Genomic DNA, 20,186 nt, shown 5'->3' with positions numbered 1-20,186 from the left:
ACAGTGAGCGACACGTTTTTCTTCAAGGTCGATGGCCTCAATACCTGGTTCTTCACCCGCAAGGGCACCATCAAGTCGGTACGTGACATCTCCTTCGAAGTCGCCCGCGGCGAGGTTCTCGGCATCGTTGGCGAATCCGGGTCTGGCAAATCGGTGACGGGGATGTCGATCATGGGCCAGATCGACGAGCCCGGTCGCATCGTATCCGGTTCGATCAGCCTCGACGGCCAGGAACTGACCGGCCTCGATTTCGAGGAGATGCGCCATTATCGCGGCAACCGCATCGCCATGGTCTTCCAGAACCCGCTGATGACGCTGAACCCGCTGATGCGGGTGCGCGACCAGATGTACGAGGCGATCAGCGCCCATGAAAGCGTACCCCGCAAGGAAATGTACGATCGCTGCATTGAGGCGCTGCGATCAGTCGGCATCCCATCGCCCGAAGAACGGCTCAACGCCTATCCGCACGAGATTTCGGGCGGCATGCGCCAGCGTGTGGTCATCGCCATTGCGCTTCTTCTCGGGCCGGACCTGATCATTGCCGACGAACCGACCACGGCGCTCGACGTGACGATCCAGGCGCAGATCATCTACCAGATCCGCCGCCAGATCGACGAGCGAGGGCTCGGCATGATCTGGATAACTCACGATCTTTCGACGCTTTCCGAACTCGCCGATCGGATCATGGTCATGTATGCCGGCGCCATGATGGAGATCGGCACGACCGAGGAGATCATCGGCGCCGCCCGTCATCCCTATACCCGAAAGCTGCTCGAGTCAGTTCCCTCCCGCAACGCGCCGGGAGAAAAACTGAAGCAGATCCCCGGCAACATGCCATCCCTTCTGACGCTCGGCGAAGGCTGTCCGTTCGCCAACCGCTGCGAGCGCATGACGGACATCTGCCGCCAACCGGTGCAGGCGAGGCAATTGTCTGAGACGCACCGCATCTGGTGCTATCACCCATTCGAGGATTGATGCCGTGAACGAGATGATTTTCGAAGCAAAAGACCTGTCACGCAGCTTTGCCGTTGGAAGCTCACCGTTGCAGGACTTCACGGACCATTTCCTGCGCAACCGGCAGCCGGCCGTCCTGCGCGCGGTGGATAATGTTTCGATGACGTTGAACGAGGGCGAGACGCTGGGCGTCGTCGGCGAGTCCGGCTGCGGCAAGTCGACGCTCGCCCGGATGATCGCCGGGATTCTTCCAGCCTCTTCGGGTGAACGGCGCTTTCGCGGCGAAGATTACGACAGCTTCCTGAGGCGCAAGCGGGACGCGCTGAAAGTCCAGATGGTTTTCCAGGACCCGATGTCCTCGCTCAATCCGCGCCTGCGCGTCGGGGAGATCGTCGGCGAAGCGGCGGTCCTGCACGGACTGGTGCCGCGCTCGCGGGTGAAGGATTATGTGGTCGACATCCTTGCGCGCGTCGGCCTCCCGGCGGACAGCGTCGGCCGCTACCCTCATCAATTTTCCGGCGGCCAGCGTCAGCGCGTCGGCATCGCCCGGGCGCTGGCTGTGAAGCCCGACATGCTGATCTGTGATGAGGCGGTGGCCGCGCTCGACGTGTCTGTTCAGGCGCAGATCATCAATCTTCTGCTGGACATTAGGCGTGATAGCGGCCTGGCGATGATCTTCATCAGCCATGACCTCGGCGTCATACGCCATCTCTGCGATCGCGTGGCCGTCATGTATCTTGGTCGCGTGGTGGAGCTTGCCAAAACGTCGGAACTTTTCGCATCGCCGACGCATCCCTATACGCGCATGCTGCTGGACGGGATGCCGAAAATCTCGGCGCAACGCCGGCGGTTCATGCCGATCCAGGGCGAGATACCCTCCCCGCTTAATCCGCCATCCGGTTGTCACTTCCATCCGCGTTGTCCGATGGTGACCGACCATTGCCATCGGGTCCGGCCCGAGTTGCGAGAAATCGAACCCGGGCATGTCCATGCATGCCTAAATGTGGAGCCGCATTCCAAGAGATTGTAAACAGAGAAGCTTGCCGCGCAGGGCCTGCGATCGGAGGTGACGATCGAAGAAGCAAAACGCTTTGCCATGCCAGCACTTCGGAAAAGGACACCCTGATCGATGATATCGACTGTGACCGCCGCCCCAAGATTGTAGTGCCCCAACCCGCAAGGAACATGAGCCTTGGTCCTTTCGTATTCGGTCGGTGAACATTTCAAAACGAATAATCATAGCGGAGAAATCTGTCGGGAGGGATTAGTGGACTCTCCCGGGCTACCAAGCCGCATGGAATGGGTGAACAGGCAACCGCAAGCAGGCTCAAAGCTTCGTCGGCCGAACGCTCATGAAGATTGACGCTCCACCTTGCTCCTCGACACTCCACACCTCGAATGACGCTACTGCCGGATTGTCGCCCATTCCAAGTGATCCCACGGGCATACCCGGTACTGCCAGCCCAAGGATATCCGGAGCATCGTTGAGCAGTCTCTCAACGGCTTCCAGCGGGACATGTCCCTCGATGAAATATTTGCCGATGGTCGCCGTATGGCAGCCTTCCAGATTTTTCGGCACACGGTATCTCCGCTTTACCGAGTCAAGATCGTCGACCTCCTGAACGTCGACGGCAATATCGGCCTTCGCTATGGCGTTGGCCCATGCGCCGCAACAGCCGCAGGTCGGGTCTCTATAGACCGTCATTCTGGTTTGCGACGCCCGCGCTGGGGCCGTGCTGGCAACTGCGATGGTCGCGATTGCGGAGCATATGAAGGCACGATCGCTGATCTGTATGCCCATTTCGGCATCGATACGTTGTCGATCATTGAAGCAGCGGAGGCGGCCGTTCGGCTCAGCCATCGACATGCGGCCGGATTTTCGATTGTCGCCTGAGCTTTATCCATTTTTCGATCCTTTGAGGACGTTTTCAAGCCCGGTGAATGTCCCGTCACATGCTGCACCCCAAAGTGATGGCTGGTACATCGAGTCCTACTTCGTCGACCCGGATACCGTATTCATCAGCGTGCATCAGTGAGGCTTTCATGAAGCTCTACCAACCAGGCGATACCAACCAGGCGATACCAGCAAAGCCATTTGCCCGCACTGCGGAAAGCTGGTCGCGACGACGTTCGCCTATCGCGACGTTCCGTTCGATAGCGGATCCGGCACGGTGAAGGGCATCCTGGCCGTGGTCTGCCATGAATGCGACGCCGTTGTCGCCATCCCCGCGCAGTCCACGCCGGCCATCCGGCGCGCACGCGAGGTGGCCGAGGTCGCGCTCGAAGTCAGCATTCCCGCGCCCGAGGTCGAGATCCTCGATGCCGCCGCCTATCGCATCGATCCGACTGCTACCACGCGCTTCAGGAAAACGTTGTTTGCATCCTATCTTCAGCGACTTCGGCAAGACGAGCCGAGAACGAATGCCCTGCGCCGCAACTTCGGAGCATGGCAGAGGTCGAAGGCCGAGAGGGGCAAGCACATAACGCCGACAATCCGCATCCCCAATCGTCGCTTGTCATTCAAGATCTCCGCCAGGACCGATGACGACGTCCGGTGGGTGATGGCGGCCAGTGGCATGAACAGGACCGACACGGTCCGCTCTATCGTCATGGAGATCGAAAAAGATCTACTGGCGCCCAAGGCGCCACGGGACTTTCGGCATCTTCGCGACATCGCCGCTGTCGTCAACGCCTGAGCATGTAATCCGTCAGGGCCGACCCGCGCAGCGACGGCGGATCTCGGTGGCAAAGGCCCGCCCGAATTTCCCTGCCCACAGCCGAACCGTCTGGTGCGAGACAATAATCCCTCGTGCCGCCAGCATGTCCTCGACCATCCCCAGACTAAGGGGAAAGCGGAAATACTGCCACACAGCGTGAGCTATGATCTCGGCGGGAAAACGATGGCGGCGGTAAAGAGGGTCACGTGTCATGGCCCTTCATCTCACGTCGAAGTCCATGTTTCGCTAAGTTGGCGATGCCGATGAGCTACCTCTGCTCGGCTTCGAGTACCGTCGAAATTCAAGCGCCAGCACACCCGACGGCCGAGCGGTTCGAAAGCCTGATCCTGCACGGGACCGTGCTGGAACTGTATGAAGCCAATCTGAACTTCCATCGGGCCTTCGTGCAGCTGTCTGGTAACGACGAACTGGATGGGATTATCGCCGAACTCCGACAGCGCACGTCTTCCGCTCCCGTTTCCCAGTGGAAGACGCGGGCGCGAATCGAGCAATCGGCTCGGGAGCATCATGAGATGGTTGATCTTCTGCAGGCGCGCGACGGGAAGAGGCTGAAGGCGCTCGTTGAAAGACACATCCGACAAAGCGTATTCACCAACCCTCCCTCCCCGCCTGCTCAACCCGGCAGAAGCATGATGCGGTGGATTGTTTCCCGGGCGATGTGGGCTTCGCTGTAGAGGAGCGGCACGTATTCGCCTTTCGACCAAATACTGGCCAGGTCCCCATAATGACGCGAACGGGGATCGCCGGACTGGCCGGGCGTATTGATGCAGACGCTGTTGTCCCAGTCGCCGACATCCATGACGAGGCGGACCGAGGCGCCGGCGTTGACGCCGAAATCGCCCATCCGATAGCCGGCATGCATGGGCGTCGAACGGCTGCCGCCGACGGGCAGCGGGCCGACATCCCAGTCGGTCGCATCTTCGGTCTTGATGCGGCTGGTCGCGTGTTCGAAGAGCGCGCGGTGCAGGTCGCCCCAGCGCCAAGCCGTCGGCTCAGCACCGAGTCGGTTTTCGCAATCTGCAAAGCCGTCGGAAAGCGTCGATACCAGCATGGCGTCTCGTTCGGCAGCATCCCAGAGCGTGCCGGATTCGCTGATAAGCGCCAGCATGCGGTCAACATCGCCGGGCAGCAGCAACTGGCGGACGGTCGGGTTCGGTGCGAGTTTGGCGAGCAGTGCCGGTCGCAGGTGCTTCATCCACCAGACTTCGAACAGCGCCGCCGCCGCACTCCCTGCTTCGAGACGATAATCCCAGCCGTTGAAAAGCTTTGTGGTATGTTCCTGCCGGTCATCCAGCGGTTGACGGCTGGCAACTTGTTGGAGCATGGCGCAGATGGTCGCGGCCGGGCGGGAATAGACGTCGGTCTGCAAAGCCATCGAGGCTTTCAACGTATGTTTGGGATCGACGCGCAGGACCGACTTGATGCGCTGGGCACGGCTCACTTCCGCCCACTCGTGACCGATCGATGGCGCTTTCGGGTCGCGGTCGGCCGGCAGGTTCATCTCGTTGGCCGAGGCGACGAAACCTTCACCGGGATTATACTTGCGCGGCAGCTCGCCGGCGGGCAGGAAGCCGTCCCATTCGTGGCTGCCATGGCCCGGCACGGGTAGCAGCCCTTCCCAGTTGCGGCGCACCGGCGTGAAACCGGCGGTGAACCAGCCGATATTGCCGTCAACATCTGCACTGACGTGGTTGACCGAGGGCGTGCCCCAGGATCCGAGCGCCTGAGAAAACGCCTGGACGGAGCCGCTGCGCATATAGGACAGGCTGCCGAGATAAGCGGCCGTACCGGGCGCCAGCCAGACGGTGCGCATGGCGATGACCTGATGGATCTTCGGGTTCTCATGGAGGATCGGGCCGTGGCGGGTGAACGAGAGCGTCAGCGTCTGGTCGGGATAGCCCTTGACCGGGAAATTCTCCTCGATGCGGGTGATCTTCTCCCAGCCGTCGGCGTAACGATAGTGCTCCGGATCGCCTTCCTTGGTCTGGTAGACATAGACATCTTCCTGATCGGCGCCGAAGATGGTGAGGCCGAAGGCGGTGCGGTCGTTATGGCCGAGCGAGACACCGGGCGCGGTCGGTTCACCTGTGCCGATGACGTTGAGGCCCGGAGCCTCGAGATGGACGAGATACCGCAGCGACGGCACGGCGTGCGCTCGGTGCGGATCGCTTGCGAGGATCGGCCGGCCGCTTTCGGTGCGCGAACCGTGCACCGCCCAGTTGTTGGACCCCTCCTCCGCGATCGCCTGGACGATATCGCCGAGATCGGTAACCTCGGTCCATTTCCAGACATCGCCGAGCGTTGCGGCCAGGCGTGCCTTGTCGAAGATGACGGCGGCTGTGGCGAGCTTGAACAGGCGGGTCGCGGCGAGCGGGATATCGGCGAGTGAAATCCCCTCCTCCGGCGTCGGCGAGACCGGTGGATCGAGCTCGAAGCGCAGCAGGTCGGTCTCTGCGTCCGCAAGCGTCATGATGTTGGCACGCAGGATTTCGGAAATGCCGTTACGGGTCAGCGCATGGCTGCGGATCCGCACCACGTCCGCCGGCTGCCAGCGTGACGGCCTGGTGCCGAAGATGGCGAATTCTGGCGGCAAGCGAGCCTGCTCTGCCTCGCAAAGCGCGACATAGGCATTGATGCCAGCGGCAAAGGCGGTGCAGATCGCCTGCGTATCCGGCGCGTAGGAAATCCATTCCGGGGCCATGTCGCCGCGATAGAGGAAATGCCGGGCGGCATGGTCCTGCGCCAGGTAGCCGGGGCCGAAATCGGCGGCGAGAAGGCCGAGGCCGCGCTTGCGCCAGAGGTCGAGCTGCCACAGCCGGTCGCGGGCGGCGTTGAAACCCTGGACGAAGAAAAGGTCCTTCTCGCTCGCCGCCTTAATATGCGGGATGCCCCAGCGATCGATGCGGATTTCCGCCTGCGCTTCGAGGCCGGCCAGCCGGAGGGTTTCGTTCGTCGGGGCATCCGTCATGGCAGTCTCTTATGCGTCATGGCTCTTAGGCGTGATGGCAGGCGACGCGCGCGCCATCGGCACGCGGCGTCAGTTCCGGCCGCTCTCGCGAGCAGATTTCGGTCGCCAGCGGGCAGCGCGTATGGAATGCACAGCCGGACGGGATGTTTGAAGGACTTGGCAATTCGCCGCTGAGGATAAAGCGTTGCTTGGCACGCTGCACTTCCGGGTCGGCTTCCGGCACGGCCGACATCAGCGCCTTGGTATAGGGATGTTTCGGATTGGCGAAGAAAGTGTCGCGGTCGGCCATCTCGACGAAACGGCCGAGATACATGACCACGACCCGGTCGCAGATATGCCGGACCACGCCGAGATCATGGCTGACGAAGAGATAGGAAACGCCGGTGCGCTTCTGCAGCGCCACCAGCAGGTTGAGGATCTGGGCGCGTACCGAGACGTCGAGCGCCGAGACCGGCTCATCGCAGATCAGGAGGTCCGGCTCCAGAGCGAGCGCCCTTGCGATCACCACGCGCTGGCGCTGGCCGCCGGAAAACTGGTGCGGATAACGGTCCGCGTGTTCGGGACGCAGGCCGACCTGCTGCAGCAGCGTCGCGACCCGTTCCTTCAGCGCCTTCCCCTTGGCGACGCCGCGCACGATCAGCGGCTCGCCGATCGTCGCGCCAAGGGTCGAGCGCGGATCGAGAGACAGCGCCGGATCCTGAAAAATCATCTGCACCTTGCGGCGGATGTCGTTGAGCTCGCGGCGACTGGCGCCGACCACTTCGTCGCCGCTGATCCGCACGCTTCCCGAAATGGGAGCCTGCAGGCCGACGATGGCATTGGAAAGCGTCGACTTGCCGCAGCCGGATTCGCCGACCAGCGCCACCGTCTCGCCGCGGGCGATATCGAGGTCGACGCCATTGACGGCCTTGACCACTGGACCTGACTTACCGAGCAGTCCGCCGCGGCCGCCGAAATGCACCGCGACATCGCGGATTTCGAGAACGTGCCCGGTTTTGCTGGATTTCATCGGCTCGCTCATGCCGCCACCTCGCGGATTTCCGCCATGCGGTCGATATGCCAGCAGGCCGAGCGGTGGCCTGCGCCGCAATCGAAGAGCGGCGGCTGTTCGGTGCGACACTTCTCGGTCGCGAGCGGACAGCGTTCAGTGAAACGGCAACCCACGCCGAATTCGTTCGGCGTCGGCACCGTCCCCTCGATGGTCGCGAGGTCCGCCTTCGGCGCATCATCGAGCTTGGGAACGCTGGCAAGCAGCAGGGCTGTGTAGGGGTGTTTCGGCTGCCGGAAGAGATCGTGCACGGGCGCGATTTCGGCGATCCGGCCGGCATACATGACCGCCACGTCGTCGGCGATGTCGGCCACCACGCCCATGTCGTGGGTGATCAGCACGATCGCGGTGCCGCGGTCGGCGACCAGTTTCTTCATCAGGTCGAGAATCTGCGCCTGGATGGTCACGTCGAGCGCCGTGGTCGGTTCGTCGGCGACCAGAACGCGCGGGCCGCAGATCAGCGCGATCGAGATCATGATGCGCTGGCACATGCCGCCGGACAGTTCGAACGGATATTGATCCAGCCGCCGGGTCGGGTCGGGAATGCCGACATCGACCAGCATCTGCCGCGCCTTTTCGTAAGCATCTGCCTTTGAGACGCCATGGTGGACCCGATAGGCCTCGGCAATCTGCGAGCCGACCGTCGTCAGCGGGTCGAGCGAAGCACTCGGTTCCTGGAAGATGATCGACATGTCCTTGCCGCGCGCCTTGCGGAACTGCCGTTCCGAGAGGGCCGCAAGGTCGGTGTTTTCCAACATGATCCGGCCGGCGGTGCGCGTGGCGGCAGGCGGCAGCAGGCCGAGCATGGCATAGGAGGTCAGCGACTTGCCGCAGCCGGACTCGCCCACCAGCGCCATGACCTTGCCGGGCGCGACGGTGAAGGAGATGTCGTCGACGACGTTGGCGCCACCGATATCGATGGTCAGCCTGTCGACGGAAAGCAGCGGATTGGCGGCGGCGTCCATCATCTGTCCTCAGCCTGCCGTCTTCGCCCGCTCGGGGCGCTTGTAATTGCCGATCGAATTGCCGCCATCGACACTGATCACGGCGCCGGTGATGAAGGCGGCCTTGTCCGAGCAGAGATAGGCGATGGCGCCCGGCGCATCCTCGGGGCCACTGGCGCGGCCGAGCGGAATGTTCTTCAGCATGTTGCTGACGTATTCGTCGGAAAGCTCGCTGACTTCGCTGCCCGGCGCGAAGCCCGGCTCGACGACATTGACGCGGATGCCGTATTCGGCGAGCTCCATGGCGAAACCCTTGGACAGGCGTTCGATGGCTGTCTTCGACGTGCAGTAGGGAACACCGTTCTGGGTCATCTTGCGGGCGGCGCCGGAGGAGATGTTGACGATCGAGCCGGTTTTGCCTTCCGCGATCATCAGCCTGGCGAACTCGCGCGACAGCACGAAGGGTGCGCGCAGGTTGACGCCGAAGACGCGGTCCCAGTCGGAGAACTCCATCTCCAGCAGGCTGAAGCGGGTGTAGATGCCGGCATTGTTGACCAGGACGTCCGGCGCCTTCCATTCGCGCTTCACGAGATCGACGAGGTCGAGCATCGAGGCGTCGCTGGTCAGCTCAGTCGCATGCAGCAGCACCTTGGAACGGTCGAGCCCGAGCTCGGAGACCGCCTTTTCCAGCCCGTCCATGCGGACGTCGCTGAGACACAGCGTGGCGCCTTCCCGGGCGAAATAAGCGGCGATCCAGCGGCCGAAAATGCCAGCGGCGCCGGTGATCACGATGGTCTTGTTTTCGAATTCCATGACTTAAAACCTCAACGCGCCAAAGACTCAACGGGTACGGGAACGTGGGTCGAGCTGGTCTCGCAACCAGTCGCCAAGCACGTTGACGGAAAAGACGAGCAGGAAGAGACAGGCGCCCGGAAAGGCGACGATCCACCAGGCCCGCTCGATATATTGACGGCCGACGCTCATGATCGAGCCCCAGCTCGAAGCCGGCGGCTGGATGCCGAGGCCGAGGAAGGAAAGGCCCGCTTCCATCAGGATCATCAGGCCGAATTCTGCGGTGGCGACGATCAGTACCGGGCCGGCGATATTCGGCAGGATGTGATGGAAAAGAATGCGCGCCGCCCCGGCGCCCGCAAGTTCCGAAGCCTTGATGAACGGCAGGTTCGCCACCTGCAGCGTCTGGGCATAGGCGACGCGGGTATAGCGCGGCCAGCGTGTCAGGCCGAGCACCAGGACCAGTTTCAGGAAGCCCGGGCCGAGTACCGCGACGGTGAGCACCGCGAGCAGGATTGCCGGGATCGACATCATGATGTCGACGAGGCGCATGATGAGGATCTCGATCTTGCCGCGGAACCAGCCGGCGATCATGCCGAGCGTGACGCCGACCAGCGAAGAGACGACCACGGACAGCACCGCGACCGACAGCGAGACCCCTGCCCCATAGAGCGTGCGAGACAGCAGATCACGGCCGAGGTCGTCGGTTCCGAGCCAGTAGGTGATACCGCGCATCTCGAAACCCGGCGGTTTCAGGCGGCCGAGCAGGTTCTGCCGGTTGGGATCGGCTGGCGCCACCCAGGGCGCGAAGATCGCCAGCAGCACGATCACCAGGAAGATGACCGATACGACGATGACCGAGAGAGGGACCCGGCGAAGGCGCTGGCTAAGGGCGAGGACGGCGGTGCTCAAAGCCTTCTCCTTATCGGACCAGACGGATGCGCGGATCGACGAGCGCGTAGACGAAATCCGCGATCACGCTGGTCAGCACATAAACGAAGGAAATCAGCAGCACGATCACCTGGACGACCAGGAAGTCGCGCGACTGGATGGATTGGATGGCGAGCTGGCCGATGCCCGGCCAGGCGAATACCGTCTCGACGATGACAGCACCGGCGAGCAGGTTACCGATTTCGAGTGCGGCAATAGTGATGACCGGGATCGCAGCATTGCGCAGCACATGGCGGAACACAACGGAGCCGAGCGACAGGCCGCGGGCGCGCCCTGCCCTGACATAGTCCTTGCCGAGTTCGTCGATGATCGAGATGCGGGTCATGCGGGCAAAGGTCGACATCGAGATGGCCCCAAGCGCTAGCGACGGCATGACCAGCGAGGCAAAATCGCCGGAGCCGGATGTCGGCAGCCAGCGCAGCGTCACGCCGAAGAGGAAGATCAGCACGATGCCCGACAGGAAGGTCGGCACGCTCTGGCCGGTGACGACGATCGCCGTCAGAAGCCGTTCGAGCCAGCCGCCGCGCCTGGTCGCCATGATGATGCCGGCCGGAATGCCCATGCCGATCGCCACCACCAGCGCGCCGGCGGCAAGCATCGCCGTATAGGGCACACGCGAAACGACGATATCGAATGCCGGCACCCGCTGGACGACGGAAATGCCGAAGTCGAAATGCGCAAGTCCGCCCAGATATTCGAGATATTGCACCCAGATCGGCCGGTCGAAACCGAGCTGGCTGCGCAACTGGGCGATCATCTCGGCCGATGCGTCCTGCGGCACCAGCAACAGGGTGGGGTCGCCCGAGAGATGCATGACGACGAAGACGATGGTGAGAACGCCGAAGATCGCAATGATCGCCTGTATCAAACGCTCGACGGCATATCTCAACATGATCCTGTTACCTGTCTTTTACTGCTGCCAGCTCATGTCCATGACGAACATGGCTTCATTGGCGGTCGGCTGCCACTTCAGCTTTTTGGCGGCTCCGTAGAGCGCATAGGCCTGATAAAGGCCCATGCCCGGAACGTCGTCCTTCAGGACCTGGTAGGCCTGTTCGTAGAGCTTCAGACGCTCCTTCTGGTCGAGGATGACGCGCGCCTTGTCGACCGCTTCATCGAACTTCGGGTTCGAGTACTTGGCCCAGATGCTGCCAGTGCGGAACAGCGGGAAGATCACGCCATCGACGTCCTGGCAGGCGCAGGACCAGGCGCCGAAGGCAAGACCGCCGGCATTGGCGGGATCGCCCTGGCGGCGCTTCAGGAAGGTCGCCTGGTCGCTGGACGAGATCTCCACCTTGAGACCGGCTTCGTTGACCATCTGCTGAATGGCTTCGACGGTGGCGCGGCTATAGGCGGGAGAGGTCAGGAATTCGACGGTCGCGCCCTCCGCGCCGGCAGCCTTCACCAGTTCCTTCGCCTTGTCGAGGTTATATTCATAACCCTTGATCTTGTCGGTGTAGCCGAAGACCGGCTCGGCGCCGAGGACTTCGACCGGCTTGCCGTATCCTTCGAGCAGCGCCTCGACGAGCGCCTGGCGGTCGATCGCATAGGCAATCGCCTGGCGGACGCGGACGTCCTTGGTGACGCCGCCCTGGGCATTGATGAAGAGATAGCCGATGCGCTCGGTCGGAACCGACAGGACCTGCGAATTGCTGTCGCTCTTGATGCTTTCGGCCTGATCCGGCGGCACGTCGCGGACGAGGTCGGCCTTGCCGGTCTTGAGGTCGGCGATACGGGTCGAGACGTCGGGCACGGTGCGGAAGACCACCTTCTGGAACGGCGGCTTGGCGCGCCAGTAGCTCGAATACGCCTCGAGTTCGGTCTGAACGCCCTTCTGCCAATTGGCCATCTTGTAGGGGCCAGAACCGAGCGGCTTCAGGTTGAATTCCTGGTCGCCGACCTTTTCGACATAGGCCTTCGGCACGATCGACAGCTTGACGAGCTGGGCGAGCAGCGCCGGATAAGGTGACTTGGTGGTCATCTTGACCACGGTCGGGCTCACCGCCTCGGCCTTGGCGATCTGGTCGAACTGCGAAAGCTGCGGGCTCTTCAGCTTCGGGTCGATGATGCGGTTGATCGAGAAGGCGACATCCTCAGCCGTGAGTTTCGTGCCGTCCTGGAAGGTCACGTCGTCGCGAATCTGGAATTCGATCGTCTTGTCGTCGAGATATTTCCAGGACTTGGCGATCTGCGGCACGATCTCGCCCTTGACGTCGCGCGTCAGCAGGTTGTCGAAGATATTGCGGTAGATCGAGTAGCTGTCGGTGTTCCACTGCAGATGCGGATCGAGCGTTGCCGCATCGTTCGGCAGGTCGATGGTCAGCGTGTCCTTGGTTTGCGCAAGCGCGGTCGACGCGGTGAGCGCCAGTAGCACGGCGGCTATGGATGCGAATTTGGCAGACATTCCCTTACCCTCATTGTTGTTGCTGCTGTATTCAAGAACTGTTTACGCCGCCTTCGCGCCGGTCTTGAGCCCGGCCTCGTCGGCACAGTAACGCGCCAGTTCCGCATGGGTGCAGAACCAGACGTCGCCCTTTGACTTGGCGAGCCGGATGATCTCTTCCAGAATGAAGATGCGTGAACGGTGCCCGATATGATGCGGGTGCATGGTGAGCTGGAACAGCCCGCCCTCTTCCCAGGCAACTTCGAACTCGCGGGCGAAGATGTCGAAAACCATGGCAGGGCCGCCGTAAGGTCGCGCGCCGGTCATCCGGTCCATCGCCACGTAAGGTGCGTCGTCGCGGATCCACTCGACGGGGATCTCGACCACGCCGGTCGGTTCGCCGTCCTCCAGAAGTTCGTAGGGCTCCTCGTCGGCCATCAGCGAAGAATCGTAGAGCAGACCCATCTCGCGAGCGATCTTCAGTGTATAGGGGCTGAAATCCCAGGACGCGGTGCGCATGCCGACGGGGCGGATGCCGGACAGGCGTTCGAGCGTGTCGGAGGCGCGTAGCGCCAGGTCGCGTTCGGTCACCTCGTCAAGGCGGGAATTGAACTCGTGGATCCAGCTATGGATGCCGAGCTCGTGGCCCGACGAAACCACGGTCTTCACTTCGTCCGCATTGATCATCGCCGAGACCGCCGGCATGAAGAAGGAGGCCGGAATGGAGTATTTTTTCAGCAGCCGCAGGATGCGTGGCATGCCGGCGCGGGCGCCGTATTGGCCGCGGCTCATCGTGCCGAAGGAGGTGCCGCCATTGCGCAGTTCCATCGTCTCGTGATCGGAATCGAAGGACAATGCGACTGCCATGCGTGCGCCGTTTTTCCATTTCGCAGGCTTAAGGGAACGCCCGGCGCGTACCTTCTGAACCTTCTGCTGCCAGACACTATCCGGCCAGGTCCAGGGTTCGGAGACATCATTTTGCTTATTCGGCGCATTCATGAGATCGTTCATCCTGTCAGCGCGACACTCGAAAATGTGAGTGGCTGCTTTCTAGGCAGAATTGTTATGAGCCGATCCGATAGCCATCAATGGGGGTTTCGTTCACATATATGAACTCCGAAATCAAAAGCGCCGGCAGGATACTCGATCTCCTGGAATATATGGCTTCCCGGCGGGAAGCGGTGCCGCTGGCGCAGATCGTGCGCGATCTTTCTTTCCCGAAAAGCAGCGCGCACGGTCTCGTCCAGACGTTGGCTGCCCGTGGCCACGTGGTCCGGGACGATGCCGGCCGCTATATGCTGGTCGAGGCGAGCCGGCACGGCTTTCCGTTCAGACGCCATGAAGAGCCGCTGGTCGTGGTGGCGAAACCGTTCATGGAAAAGCTGCGCGACGAGTCCGGCGAAACTATCCTGCTCGCGACGATGAACGCCCATTGCGACATAAGACGGCTGGCGAAATGCGTCAGCCGGCATCGGGTTCGTTATGACGTCAACCTCGATGCGGCGATCGCCGCCTATTGCACCGCGACCGGTCGCGTGTTGCTCGCCTTCACGCCGAAGGAGGCGCTGGAACACTATCTTTCCCGTGTCCAGCTGCTCTCCTATACCCGCTATACGGTGACCGATATCGAGCGCATCCGCGAGATGCTCGTGAAGATCCGCCGGGATGGCTATGCACTGAACGACCAGGAATTCGTCACCGGCTCGACCGGCATTGCCGCGCCGATCTTCGATGGCAACGGCGCGGTCGTCGCGGCTCTCAATCTCGGCGTTCCGACCGTGCGTTACAACGAGCAGCGCGAGGGCTTTCTGCTGATGGTCCGCAGTGCAGCCGACGATATCAGCCGGGCGCTTGGCTACCGCCGCTGAGGCTCATTCCTGACGCGGATGATGGAACCGATGCGGCTGCGGCATGATTTGGAAAGCTACACTCTTTCCTGCCGGCATTTTGGAACAAACTGCGTCGGCCCGCAATCTTGAAGCGGCTATATCGTTCTTGACGACACGAATCCGGAGTTTTCAATGGCAGCTCCTGCTTTTTGGCCAAGCGTGGAAAGCGGGCCGCCGGAAGAGCAGGCAGGTATCCGCGAAATACTCTATAACTGACAGGCGACCCAAGCGGCCGCTTGATCGGGCCGGCTTCGAAGTCCCGATCGCTGCAGACACAACAATTCAAGGGAGCTGAAACATGAGCCTTCGTATCAACGACATAGCACCGGATTTCACTGCCGAGACCACCCAGGGCACGATCCATTTCCACGACTGGATCGGCAGCGGTTGGGCGGTGCTGTTTTCCCACCCGAAGAACTTCACGCCGGTCTGCACGACCGAGCTCGGCGCCATGGCAGGGCTGGAGGGTGAATTCAAAAAGCGTGGCGTCAAGATCATCGGCATCTCCGTCGATCCGGTCGAAAGCCACGGCAAGTGGAAGGACGACATCAAGACCGCGACCGGTTTCGAGGTGGAATATCCGCTGATTGGCGACCGCGACCTCAAGGTTGCCAAGCTCTACGACATGCTGCCGGCCGCAGCCGGCGAAAGTTCGGAGGGCCGCACGCCTGCCGACAATGCGACGGTCCGCTCGGTCTACGTGATCGGCCCGGACAAGAAGATCAAGCTGATCCTCACCTATCCGATGACCACCGGCCGCAACTTCAACGAAATCCTGCGGGCGATCGACTCGATCCAGCTCACCGCCAAGCACCAGGTCGCGACGCCGGCCAACTGGACGCAGGGTGAGGATGTGATCATCACCGCCGCGGTTTCCAACGAGGACGCGATCACCCGCTTCGGTTCGTTCGATACGGTCCTGCCCTATCTGCGCAAGACCAAGCAGCCCACGGCCTGATCGGCTCGTCTATTCGAACATAAAAAGCCGGCGGAGCGGATCGCTTCGCCGGCTTTTTTGTATTCCGGATAATCGCCCCCGTGCCGGAAGGCCGGTCAATAGACGGGATACATGCCCCAGAAGAAGCTTTCCGAATGTTCGCGATCCGGATCGCGAAGTTCCTCACGATCCTTTTCGGACGTCTTGCGTTCAGTGCTGTCCGCACCCGCCTTGCCCGGCGCGCGCCGGGCCAGCCCGAACAGATCAAATCCAAACAGGGATAAGCCACAAGCGATCATCGTCAGCCTCCAGTTGGTTGAGCGTAATACGTCCCCACTTTCAGGCCAAATACCGTTTCGGTCAATGTAGTCTATCAAAACCCTATACTAATTCGTTGACACATTTGAAATTGTTATGTCCAAAATGTGGCAGTCGATGAAATAGCGATCCCTGCCCGCTTCCCACTGATGCCTCAGGCAAAGAAGCGGTTGGCCGGCCGCGGCAGGCCGAGATGCTCGCGCAGCGTCGCTCCTTCATAGTCGGTGCGGAAGATCCTGCGGCGCTGGAGTTCCGGAATAAGCCGCTGTGTCACGTCGTCCAGACCCTGCGGCAGGTAGGGGAAAACGACAGTAAATCCGTCGCTCGCCTCTTCCGAAAGCCAGGCCTGCATCTCGTCGGCGATGGTTTGCGGCGTGCCGACGAAGGCGAGGCCCGAATAACCGCCGTAACGCTGCGCAAGCTGGCGCACCGTCAACTTTTCCTGCTCGGCGAGTTTGAGGACCTGGGCGCGGCCGGACTTGCTGGCATTGGTTTCCGGGATGTCCGGCAGCGGACCGTCCGGATCGAAGCCGGACGCATCGTGGCCGAGCGCGATCGACAGCGAGGCGATGGCGCTGTCGTAATGCACCAGGCTGTCGAGCGCCGCCCGCTTCGCCTTCGCCTCTTCCACCGTATCGCCAACGACGATGAAGGCGGCCGGCAGGATCTTCAGGTGGTCGGGGTTGCGTCCGGCGGCGACCATACGGCCCTTGATGTCCGCATACAGCGCCCTGGAGGCTGCGAGATCGCGCGGCGAACAGAAGACCAGTTCGGCGGTCTCGGCCGCAAGCTGGCGCCCCGGCTCCGACTGCCCCGCCTGCACGATCACCGGCCAGCCCTGTACCGGGCGGGCAATGTTGAGCGGCCCGCGTACGCTGAGTTCGTCACCCTTGTGCTCGAGCACGTGCATCTTTTCCGGATCGAAGAAAATGCCGCTCTGCTGGTCGCGGATGAAGGCATCGTCCGCAAAACTGTCCCACAACCCGGTGACGACGTCATAGAACTCGCGCGCCCGCTTGTAGCGCTCGCCGTGCTCCACATGCTCGTCGAGACCGAAATTGCGGGCGGAATCCGGATTGGAGGTGGTGACGATGTTCCAGGCGGCGCGGCCGTTGCTGATATGGTCGAGCGAGGCGAACCGGCGGGCCACATGATAGGGCTCGTCGAAGGTTGTCGAGGCGGTCGCCGCAAGGCCGATCTTCTCGGTGACCGCGGCAAGCGCCGACAGCAGCGTGAACGGCTCGAACGACGTCACCGTGTGGCTGCGCTTCAGCGCTTCGACCGGCATGTTCAGCACCGCCAGGTGATCGGCCATGAAGAACGCGTCGAACTTGGCGGCCTCCAGCTTCTGTATGAAGGACTTGATATGCCCGAAATTGAAATTGGCGTCCGCATAGGCGCCGGGATAACGCCAGGCACCGGTATGCAGGCTGACGGGACGCATGAAGGCGGTAAGGTGTAGTGATCTTGCCATGGGACGACGCTCTGCTGAGAGGAAAAACGGGCTTGTTTCCTTAAACTAGGCATTCCTGTCCGGCGCGCTAAGGAAAGTTGTTGCGTCGATCCCGTCGCCCCGGAGAAATTCTCTCTCCTTCCGCTCAACTTGGCGTGACAATCCGCAAATCTCCCGGTGCGGCCGCCAAAAAGAGAAAATTCACGTCGTTCGGCCCGTGCAATTGAAGCTTTATTCCTTCTCACCGACTCCGTGACGTGGCTGAATGACGGGCTTGATCCGGGAGGCGCACATGAGCAGGGTTTTCCATTTGGCAGGAAAGATCAGAGCAGTGGCTCCATATCTCGCGACCGAGGACCAGGCGATCGAGGTGGCGACGGGGCTTTCGGCGCGCATCGCCGAAGGTTCGAGTCTTCGCGACCGGGAGCGGCTACTGCCGCATGACGAGATGGAACTGGTCGCCCGGTCGGGGTTGCTCGGCATCACCGTGCCCGCAGAATATGGCGGCGCCGACATTTCCAATGCTTTCCTGGCGGAGGTGATCGCCATTCTGTCCGAGGCCGATGCATCGGTGGGTCAGATCCCCCAGAACCATTTTTCCATTCTCGAAGCCCTGCGCCTTTCCGGCAGCGAGGAGCAGAAGAAATATTTCTTCGCGCGGGCGCTGGCCGGCGAACATTTCGGCAATGCCCTTGCCGAGTCCGGAACGAAGGCGGCCGGCGACATCGAGACCCGGCTGGTGGCGGATGGGCTCGGCTATCGCATCACCGGCCGCAAATATTATTCGACCGGCGCGCTGTTTGCCGATTGGGTGGCGGTCTTCGGTCTCGATCCCGAAGGAAAAGCAGTCATGGCGATCGTGCCGCGCGATGCCGAAGGACTGACGATCGTCGACGATTGGGACGGGTTCGGCCAGCGCACCACGGCCAGCGGTACCGTCGTGATCGACAACGTCTACGTCTCGCCGGATTCGGTCGTCAGCTATTACCGGAGTTTCGAACGGCACGCGCCACTCGGCTCGCTTGGCCAGCTGCTGCATGCCGCCGTCGACCTGGGGATTGCACGAGCCGCCTTTGCCGACATGATCGGCTTCGTGCGCAGCAAATCCCGGGGCATCCGCAATGTCGGCGTTGAGACCGCCAGCGCCGACCCGCTGACCATTGCGCGGACCGGTTCGATCGCCGTGAAGCTGGAGGCGGCAAGCGCGGTTCTCGAGCGTGCCGGTCGCAAGGTCGATGTCGCCCAGATCAACCCGTCCTCGGAGACTGCGATCGAGGCCTCGCTTTCCGTCGCCGCCGCAAAGATCCTGACCACGGAGGCCGCACTCGACGCGACCAACGGCCTGTTCGAACTTGCCGGAACGTCCGCGACCAAGGAAGACCTGAATCTCGACCGCCATTGGCGCAATGCCCGCACCCACACGGTGCATGATCCGGTGCGCTGGAAACATCACGCAATCGGCGACTTTCACCTGAACGGCAATGTGCCGCGGCCCAACGGCCAGTTCTAGGTGTTTAGTCCCGGGAATTGATGGATTGGATGGAGCCTGAATCTTTCGGGCTCCTTTGTCCAGACCTCGACGGTTTGTCGCCCTCCACATCCGGCAGTCTCGAAATCCCATGGCGTTGCAGGCATCGATGCAATGACGATCGCGTCAGATGCGGGATTGTCGGCTGAAGAGCATAGAGGCAATCATCCAGCGCCAGCAGCGTGTGCCGCCGGAACGCGATAATGATCGCCTCCTCTTCTTCACTGAGAACGGTTGAATGCGGCTCCTTCGGTCCTGTCTTGAAATCTTCGACCGTTGCCTGCTTGCGCCACTTCAGAACCGTCTTCGGATTGATCCCGTAGCTCCGGCTCAGCTCCGCGGCCGAAGCTTGCGATCGCTGTATTGCAGCTCGGACTGCGTGCGTGGTCGTGGCGCTGCCGTGACGTATTTGGCCCATAGTGCTTCCTTCCATTCGGCGGAAAAGATCGCACCATCAATTCCCGGGATCAAACACGATCGTTAGCGCCCATCAGCATGCGGCATCCGGAAAAGGGGGGCCAAGGATCAGGCGCTGGGGCGTTCCAGAGGCGGACTGACCACCAAGATCCACATGCTGGCCGATGCGCTTGGCCGACCATTGCGTTTCATCGTGACATCAGGTTATGTCGGAGACATCACGCAAGCGCCGGCGCTTCTGGAGGGGCAGATCGGCAATGCCGTGCTGGCCGATGAAGCCCATGACAGCAACGCCTTGTGGGAAACGATTGCCGGCATGGGAGCTGAGGCGGTGATCCCGTCAAACCGCTCGCGCAAGATCATCATTCCGCACGATGAACTCGCCTACATCGATCGAAACCGCATCGAGCGCTGCTTCAACCGAATGAAGCACTTCCGCTGCTTCGCGACGCGCTACGACCGCAGAACCATTCACTCCCAAGGCTTCGTCTATCTCGTGGCCACTATGGCTGCATTGAATGCCGATTCGTCCTAGGGGTATCGGTGCCCTTGAAAGGATCGAACCGAAGACCCAGTCAACCCTTGTTGCAAACTCCTTGAAGACTTGAACATCGGTTGTTCGGTTCCCCCACAAAGTACGTCTTGGACATTGGGTAAGTCGCAACCCTCCGCCACTCAAGACCACGACCCTTTCGCTGAAGCCCAGGCCTTGAGCTGCCACCGGATCAGGTATGTGAAGCCCTCGCCACGGATGGCTTTTATTTCCGACGAGGTTTTGGTCGGGCCTAATTTGGCCATCTGATCGAGCCGGCGAAGAGTAACGAACAAAGGCTTTGAACAGGCATCATCCAATGCCCCCTGTCGCT

General features: G+C 61.7%; 19 protein-coding genes and 2 pseudogenes. 8 read left to right on the top strand and 13 right to left on the bottom strand.

The genetic code is table 11. From position 1 onward, the window contains the following. The first annotated feature begins 3 nt into the window (after positions 1 to 3). Positions 4 to 975, top strand: a complete 972-nt coding sequence (locus tag C5J24_RS20720; protein WP_105420541.1) for an ABC transporter ATP-binding protein — start codon at positions 4 to 6, stop codon at positions 973 to 975. Positions 976 to 988: 13 nt separating this feature from the next. Next, the gene (locus tag C5J24_RS20715; RefSeq protein WP_105404780.1) at positions 989 to 1,984 is read left to right on the top strand and encodes an ABC transporter ATP-binding protein; all 996 of its coding nucleotides are present in this window, start codon (positions 989 to 991) and stop codon (positions 1,982 to 1,984) included. A 297-nt stretch (positions 1,985 to 2,281) separates the two neighbouring features. Here C5J24_RS20715 and C5J24_RS20710 read toward each other — a convergent pair whose 3' ends face one another. After that, a complete protein-coding gene (locus tag C5J24_RS20710; RefSeq protein WP_172724078.1) occupies positions 2,282 to 2,755 on the bottom strand; it encodes a DUF411 domain-containing protein in 474 nt (157 codons plus the stop codon). A gap of 370 nt (positions 2,756 to 3,125) precedes the next feature. Between C5J24_RS20710 and C5J24_RS20705 the strand changes: the two genes are divergently transcribed. Beyond that, on the top strand, positions 3,126 to 3,650 hold the full coding sequence (locus tag C5J24_RS20705) for a hypothetical protein (protein ID WP_105420539.1): 525 nt from the start codon (positions 3,126 to 3,128) through the stop codon (positions 3,648 to 3,650). Between the two features lie 21 nt (positions 3,651 to 3,671). On the opposite strand, the pseudogene C5J24_RS32435 reads toward C5J24_RS20705, so the two are convergent. Next, positions 3,672 to 3,884, bottom strand: a pseudogene (locus tag C5J24_RS32435) (IS6 family transposase); the annotation flags it as partial. A gap of 50 nt (positions 3,885 to 3,934) precedes the next feature. Here C5J24_RS32435 and C5J24_RS20695 point away from each other — a divergent pair. After that, positions 3,935 to 4,366, top strand: a complete 432-nt coding sequence (locus tag C5J24_RS20695; protein WP_245446728.1) for a GntR family transcriptional regulator — start codon at positions 3,935 to 3,937, stop codon at positions 4,364 to 4,366. Here C5J24_RS20695 and C5J24_RS20690 read toward each other — a convergent pair. The 8 genes from C5J24_RS20690 to C5J24_RS20655 are packed head-to-tail and all read right to left on the bottom strand — an operon-like array spanning position 4,306 to position 13,777. Further along, positions 4,306 to 6,660 (bottom strand): penicillin acylase family protein, encoded by a 2,355-nt coding sequence (locus C5J24_RS20690; protein ID WP_105420537.1) that lies wholly within the window; start codon positions 6,658 to 6,660, stop codon positions 4,306 to 4,308. The genes C5J24_RS20695 and C5J24_RS20690 overlap by 61 nt on opposite strands. Before the next feature lie 25 nt (positions 6,661 to 6,685). Next, positions 6,686 to 7,669 (bottom strand): ABC transporter ATP-binding protein, encoded by a 984-nt coding sequence (locus C5J24_RS20685; RefSeq protein ID WP_105420602.1) that lies wholly within the window; start codon positions 7,667 to 7,669, stop codon positions 6,686 to 6,688. Between the two features lie 8 nt (positions 7,670 to 7,677). After that, positions 7,678 to 8,676 carry an ABC transporter ATP-binding protein gene (locus C5J24_RS20680; RefSeq protein WP_245437452.1) on the bottom strand — a complete coding sequence of 333 codons (999 nt, stop codon included), beginning with the start codon at positions 8,674 to 8,676 and terminating at the stop codon, positions 7,678 to 7,680. A gap of 6 nt (positions 8,677 to 8,682) precedes the next feature. Continuing rightward, complete coding sequence (locus C5J24_RS20675) at positions 8,683 to 9,465, bottom strand: SDR family NAD(P)-dependent oxidoreductase (RefSeq protein WP_105404919.1); 783 nt, start codon at positions 9,463 to 9,465, stop codon at positions 8,683 to 8,685. A 27-nt stretch (positions 9,466 to 9,492) separates the two neighbouring features. Then, a complete protein-coding gene (locus tag C5J24_RS20670; protein ID WP_105404920.1) occupies positions 9,493 to 10,356 on the bottom strand; it encodes an ABC transporter permease in 864 nt (287 codons plus the stop codon). A gap of 10 nt (positions 10,357 to 10,366) precedes the next feature. Next, on the bottom strand, positions 10,367 to 11,287 hold the full coding sequence (locus tag C5J24_RS20665; protein WP_105420535.1) for an ABC transporter permease: 921 nt from the start codon (positions 11,285 to 11,287) through the stop codon (positions 10,367 to 10,369). Between the two features lie 18 nt (positions 11,288 to 11,305). Beyond that, positions 11,306 to 12,799: an ABC transporter substrate-binding protein gene (locus tag C5J24_RS20660; RefSeq protein WP_105420533.1), complete on the bottom strand. Its 1,494-nt coding sequence runs from the start codon at positions 12,797 to 12,799 to the stop codon at positions 11,306 to 11,308. Between the two features lie 42 nt (positions 12,800 to 12,841). Continuing rightward, a complete protein-coding gene (locus C5J24_RS20655) occupies positions 12,842 to 13,777 on the bottom strand; it encodes a polysaccharide deacetylase (RefSeq protein ID WP_105420531.1) in 936 nt (311 codons plus the stop codon). A gap of 110 nt (positions 13,778 to 13,887) precedes the next feature. Between C5J24_RS20655 and C5J24_RS20650 the strand changes: the two genes are divergently transcribed. Further along, positions 13,888 to 14,646 (top strand): IclR family transcriptional regulator, encoded by a 759-nt coding sequence (locus C5J24_RS20650; RefSeq protein ID WP_245437451.1) that lies wholly within the window; start codon positions 13,888 to 13,890, stop codon positions 14,644 to 14,646. Between the two features lie 319 nt (positions 14,647 to 14,965). Then, positions 14,966 to 15,625 (top strand): peroxiredoxin, encoded by a 660-nt coding sequence (locus tag C5J24_RS20640; RefSeq protein ID WP_105420528.1) that lies wholly within the window; start codon positions 14,966 to 14,968, stop codon positions 15,623 to 15,625. Positions 15,626 to 15,720: 95 nt separating this feature from the next. Here the strand turns inward: C5J24_RS20640 and C5J24_RS20635 are convergent, their stop codons facing one another. Further along, positions 15,721 to 15,903 (bottom strand): hypothetical protein, encoded by a 183-nt coding sequence (locus C5J24_RS20635; protein WP_105404926.1) that lies wholly within the window; start codon positions 15,901 to 15,903, stop codon positions 15,721 to 15,723. A 173-nt stretch (positions 15,904 to 16,076) separates the two neighbouring features. Further along, a complete protein-coding gene (locus C5J24_RS20630; RefSeq protein WP_105420526.1) occupies positions 16,077 to 17,396 on the bottom strand; it encodes an LLM class flavin-dependent oxidoreductase in 1,320 nt (439 codons plus the stop codon). Positions 17,397 to 17,667: 271 nt separating this feature from the next. Here C5J24_RS20630 and C5J24_RS20625 point away from each other — a divergent pair, with 271 nt between their 5' ends. Next, positions 17,668 to 18,885: an SfnB family sulfur acquisition oxidoreductase gene (locus C5J24_RS20625; RefSeq protein ID WP_105420524.1), complete on the top strand. Its 1,218-nt coding sequence runs from the start codon at positions 17,668 to 17,670 to the stop codon at positions 18,883 to 18,885. Positions 18,886 to 18,946: 61 nt separating this feature from the next. Here C5J24_RS20625 and C5J24_RS20620 read toward each other — a convergent pair. After that, positions 18,947 to 19,321: pseudogene (locus tag C5J24_RS20620) on the bottom strand (IS481 family transposase); the annotation flags it as partial. Between the two features lie 84 nt (positions 19,322 to 19,405). Here C5J24_RS20620 and C5J24_RS20615 point away from each other — a divergent pair. Then, positions 19,406 to 19,855: an IS5 family transposase gene (locus C5J24_RS20615; RefSeq protein ID WP_119752364.1), complete on the top strand. Its 450-nt coding sequence runs from the start codon at positions 19,406 to 19,408 to the stop codon at positions 19,853 to 19,855. Positions 19,856 to 20,186: the final 331 nt, after the last annotated feature.

Origin of the sequence: Neorhizobium sp. T25_27 (assembly GCF_002968565.1) — a bacterium.
GTDB lineage: Bacteria > Pseudomonadota > Alphaproteobacteria > Rhizobiales > Rhizobiaceae > Neorhizobium > Neorhizobium tomejilense.
The sequence above is the reverse complement of the archived record's forward strand: the minus strand, read 5'-3'. Positions and strand labels throughout refer to the sequence as shown.

Coding starts and splice junctions, on each gene's coding strand:
- C5J24_RS20630 (WP_105420526.1), bottom strand. CDS start 17,396: ATGGCAAGATCACTACACCTTACCGCCTTCATGCGTCCCGTCAGCCTG.
- C5J24_RS20650 (WP_245437451.1), top strand. CDS start 13,888: ATGAACTCCGAAATCAAAAGCGCCGGCAGGATACTCGATCTCCTGGAA.
- C5J24_RS20685 (WP_105420602.1), bottom strand. CDS start 7,669: ATGAAATCCAGCAAAACCGGGCACGTTCTCGAAATCCGCGATGTCGCG.
- C5J24_RS20675 (WP_105404919.1), bottom strand. CDS start 9,465: ATGGAATTCGAAAACAAGACCATCGTGATCACCGGCGCCGCTGGCATT.
- C5J24_RS20715 (WP_105404780.1), top strand. CDS start 989: ATGATTTTCGAAGCAAAAGACCTGTCACGCAGCTTTGCCGTTGGAAGC.
- C5J24_RS20635 (WP_105404926.1), bottom strand. CDS start 15,903: ATGATCGCTTGTGGCTTATCCCTGTTTGGATTTGATCTGTTCGGGCTG.
- C5J24_RS20660 (WP_105420533.1), bottom strand. CDS start 12,799: ATGTCTGCCAAATTCGCATCCATAGCCGCCGTGCTACTGGCGCTCACC.
- C5J24_RS20680 (WP_245437452.1), bottom strand. CDS start 8,676: ATGATGGACGCCGCCGCCAATCCGCTGCTTTCCGTCGACAGGCTGACC.
- C5J24_RS20625 (WP_105420524.1), top strand. CDS start 17,668: ATGAGCAGGGTTTTCCATTTGGCAGGAAAGATCAGAGCAGTGGCTCCA.
- C5J24_RS20640 (WP_105420528.1), top strand. CDS start 14,966: ATGAGCCTTCGTATCAACGACATAGCACCGGATTTCACTGCCGAGACC.
- C5J24_RS20690 (WP_105420537.1), bottom strand. CDS start 6,660: ATGACGGATGCCCCGACGAACGAAACCCTCCGGCTGGCCGGCCTCGAA.
- C5J24_RS20665 (WP_105420535.1), bottom strand. CDS start 11,287: ATGTTGAGATATGCCGTCGAGCGTTTGATACAGGCGATCATTGCGATC.
- C5J24_RS20710 (WP_172724078.1), bottom strand. CDS start 2,755: ATGGGCATACAGATCAGCGATCGTGCCTTCATATGCTCCGCAATCGCG.
- C5J24_RS20655 (WP_105420531.1), bottom strand. CDS start 13,777: ATGAATGCGCCGAATAAGCAAAATGATGTCTCCGAACCCTGGACCTGG.
- C5J24_RS20695 (WP_245446728.1), top strand. CDS start 3,935: ATGAGCTACCTCTGCTCGGCTTCGAGTACCGTCGAAATTCAAGCGCCA.